Genomic DNA, 3,572 nt, shown 5'->3' with positions numbered 1-3,572 from the left:
CGGCATGTAGCCGGTGCTGTAAGCCAATGTTTACTGCAACGGATCAAAGGTGCCGCCCCAGTTATTATTCTGCATAAGTTTTGGGTTTCTGTTAATATACGAAAGCGGGATGCCGTAAATATAGTAGTTATCTTTTATGGCAATATTCATGGCATCGGTGGTAATAACGGTGGAATTAAACCGGTTCCATACGGCATTGATATCGTCCATGGGTTGTACATCCGGCTGACCGGCTTTCAATACAATACCGAGGCCGTGACGCTGTGGCAGACTTCTCAGGTAACCAAACATTTTCAATCTCCGGAGATCATCCATTCGTTTGCCTTCAAAAGCAAATTCAACGAACCTTTCCTGCTGATAGGCGGTCCGGATGTCTGGGGTGGCAGCAGCGGTAATACCATATTTGCTGGCCGCTCCGGGTAAAATACCTGCCCTTGCACGGATGTTATACAGCACATTCAATGCCTCGGCATTTTTGCCCAGCTCATTGGCGGCTTCCCCATAGTTCATCAACACCTCGGCATACCTGATCTCTGGCCAGTCAACGCCCGCGTTATAAACGGAGGTGGCCATATTAGCCGTTTTATCAATGGCTTTAATCCGGTAAAAACTGGAGTTAGACCATAACGGATCTGTTGTAATCGAATTATGCGTACCGGCAATACCGGTTCCCGAATTATAGTCGGTCACTACATCAAAATATGTCCACAGGTAAGTGTTCATATTTTTCATCTTTGCCAGGTATTGATAAGGTGATCCATTATAATAAATGGTTTCATAAAACCGGTCATCCCGGTTTTTAAAGATAGTGTCATATGCCATGGTGGCTGTATTCCAGGCCGACCCGTCTTTCCTTGGAAAGGCATTGGCCAGTTCCAGAGAAGGCCGGTCGTATCCTACGTCGTCCTGTGAAAAGTTAAGCGGAATAAGGCCGCCCTGAAAATAGGATGCCTGGGGGTAATTAAACCTTTTCACCATGACCACTTCCTTATTCAATTCATCATCCCATATTTTATTATAGGGCGCTTAAAGACCTTTTCCCTGCGCATCACATTCATTTTTGGCCGCCTGACAGGCATCATAAGCCTGTTGCCATTTAGCTGCTGCACCTGAAGGGTTGAACAACGGACTGGCAAAAAACAATAATACCCTTCCTTTAAAAGCCATGGCCGCACATTTATCAATTCGGCCTACGTCTTCTCCTGTCCACACATCCGGCAATAATGCAATCGCATCGTCCAGGTCTTTTGTGATTTGTGCAATACACTCCGTGGTGGTATTGCGGGGTACCTGTAAAGTATTTAAGTCTACAGACACGGCCTGTGGTGCGGTAATCAACGGTACGCCTCCATAACTTTTGGTGAGCGCATAATACGCCCAGGCACGCCAGAACAGCGCCTGCCCTTTCATCTGATTTTTACTGGCAGGGGCAAATGATGCCTGATCAATATTTTCTAAAAGGATATTAATGGTCCGGATATTCGAATACTGCGAACCATAAATATCATACGAGTCATACGTAGCCGAACCCTGCATCCATGCATCGGTTTGTTTTTGATAAGGCACGCCTTCATCCGTACCATTGGCGCTACCATAAGGGTTGCCAGGCATCATAGCGGCGTAGATATTATCGAGGTAGGCTTTACCAATCGCTTCATTGCTCCATACCTGGTCGGGATTTACCGCCGTCAGATTGCTTTTGTCCAGTACCTTGCTGCAACCTGTCAATAAGCCGACAGCAAGTACCAGTATCGATATATAGTTGGAATTTTTCATTGTTTAATTTTTTCCTCAGTAAAATAATTACAGGTTGATATTAAGTCCTACGGAGTACGTCTTCATAATCGGATAACTCATAAACTGACTCAGCTCAGGGTCATACAATTTAAACTTCGACCACTGAAACAGGTTGGTACCGGAAAGGAAGACAGTAGCCGATTGTATGCCTGCTTTTTTCACCAAAAAAGATGGAATCTGGTATCCGATGGATAAATATTTCATCCGTACAAAACTACCGTCGTACACGTTGTAGGAAGAATTGTAATTAGCGTAGCTGGCATACTGGCTCCCCCATGGGAATGGCTTCGGTCCCGATGCATTTACATTGGACTCTGTCCAGTAATCTTTCCAGTAATTGGTATAAGTCCAATAGCTGCCTACATTTCTTGAAAAAGCATCATTATAGGTGGTTTTAAATCCGGCCAAACCTGCAAACAACATATCCACGTTAAATCCTTTATACGCGAAATTGAGTGTGAGTCCATACGAAATGGGCGCCTGACCCAGCTGATAATCACCCAGCTTCACACGGTCCCAGGTATCTACTTTGCCATCTGGTTTTCCTGCCGGTCCGCTTACATCTTCAAAGCTTAACATTCCCAGTACCGGGGTCACGCCCTCAATCGTAAATCCAGCAGGGAGTTTGGCCAGATCTTCTTTAGTCCGGTAAATACCATTGGACACATAACCTTTCAGGTAATTCAGTGTTTTACCATTCGGATCATCTACCGGCACTGCTCCTGCTGCTACATCCTGTAACACTACTTTGTTGGTCGCCAGGCCTATATTTCCTTTTATTCTAAACGAAAAATTCTTTCCTATTTTATTATCATATCCTAATTCAAATTCAAATCCTTTGGCGTTGACCACGCCATAATTTACAGCAGGCAATGAGGTGCCAAATTCAGCCGGGATAGCCAGTATACGGGAGCCAAGAATATCGTAGGTATGACGGCGCCATACTTCTGCCGTCACAGAAATGTGTTTTAACATGTTGAGGTCTAACCCAAAATTGACAGATCTGGATTTTTCCCAGGTAAGGTCCGGGTTAGGGATACCACCATAAGCCAGTCTGGGGTTGGTAGTACCGTTCGTACCCATGTAGTACGTACCACTTTGGATATTGTACTGGTCCTGCCATTTCCATCCACCAATAGCATCATTACCGGTGGTGGCCAGTGAGGCCCGGATTTTCAGCATGTCCACAAAATCCAGTGCCTTGGTATGTTTAAAGAAATCTTCTTCAGAAATTTTCCAACCGGCAGATACAGAAGGGAACCATCCCCATCTTTTGTCCGGTGCGAATTTTACGGAACCATCCCGACGTACAGACGCAGAGATTAAATATTTTCCGGCATAATCATAGTTCACTCTTCCTATGTAAGACAAGCGTCCATCCTGGTTTTCCGATCCATTGTTGCTCCAGTCTTTACTATTTCCACTGGCGGCAAAAAACTGATCGGTGGGATATAACGGAAAATTATACCGGTATGCCTGGAAATTGTTATCCTCATATTCATACTGTTCATACACCGCTAATGCAGTAACATGATGCAGTCCAAAATGCCGCTCGTAATTGAGTTGCGCATTTAACTGATAGGAATTTGATTTCGTATATTCGTTACCGATATACTCGGTACCCGGATCACCGCTGAGTACAGTCCCCAGCGGTTTAGTAATATCTATCACGCCATTGGCAGACATGGCATAATTATACAGCAGCTGCTTTTTTCCGAAGTTTTTGATGAATTCATTATCTATATTTCTGCTATAAGCCAGTTTAGCAGACAATC

The 3,572-nt window shown here is 44.6% G+C and carries 3 protein-coding genes; all 3 read right to left on the bottom strand.

All coding sequences use genetic code 11. The annotated features are described in order from the left end of the window. Nucleotides 1-30 precede the first annotated feature (30 nt). A complete protein-coding gene (locus VIP81_RS10790) occupies nt 31-996 on the bottom strand; it encodes a RagB/SusD family nutrient uptake outer membrane protein (RefSeq protein WP_331959751.1) in 966 nt (321 codons plus the stop codon). Nucleotides 997-1,026: 30 nt separating this feature from the next. Next, nucleotides 1,027-1,776, bottom strand: a complete 750-nt coding sequence (locus tag VIP81_RS10785; protein WP_331959748.1) for a RagB/SusD family nutrient uptake outer membrane protein — start codon at nt 1,774-1,776, stop codon at nt 1,027-1,029. 27 nt (nt 1,777-1,803) lie between these two features. Continuing rightward, nucleotides 1,804-3,572 (bottom strand): SusC/RagA family TonB-linked outer membrane protein (locus VIP81_RS10780; RefSeq protein WP_331959745.1); only part of this gene is annotated, 1,769 nt, incomplete at its 5' end.

It is taken from the genome of Chitinophaga sp. (assembly GCF_036566945.1).
Classification (GTDB): domain Bacteria; phylum Bacteroidota; class Bacteroidia; order Chitinophagales; family Chitinophagaceae; genus Chitinophaga.
The sequence above is the reverse complement of the archived record's forward strand: the minus strand, read 5'-3'. Positions and strand labels throughout refer to the sequence as shown.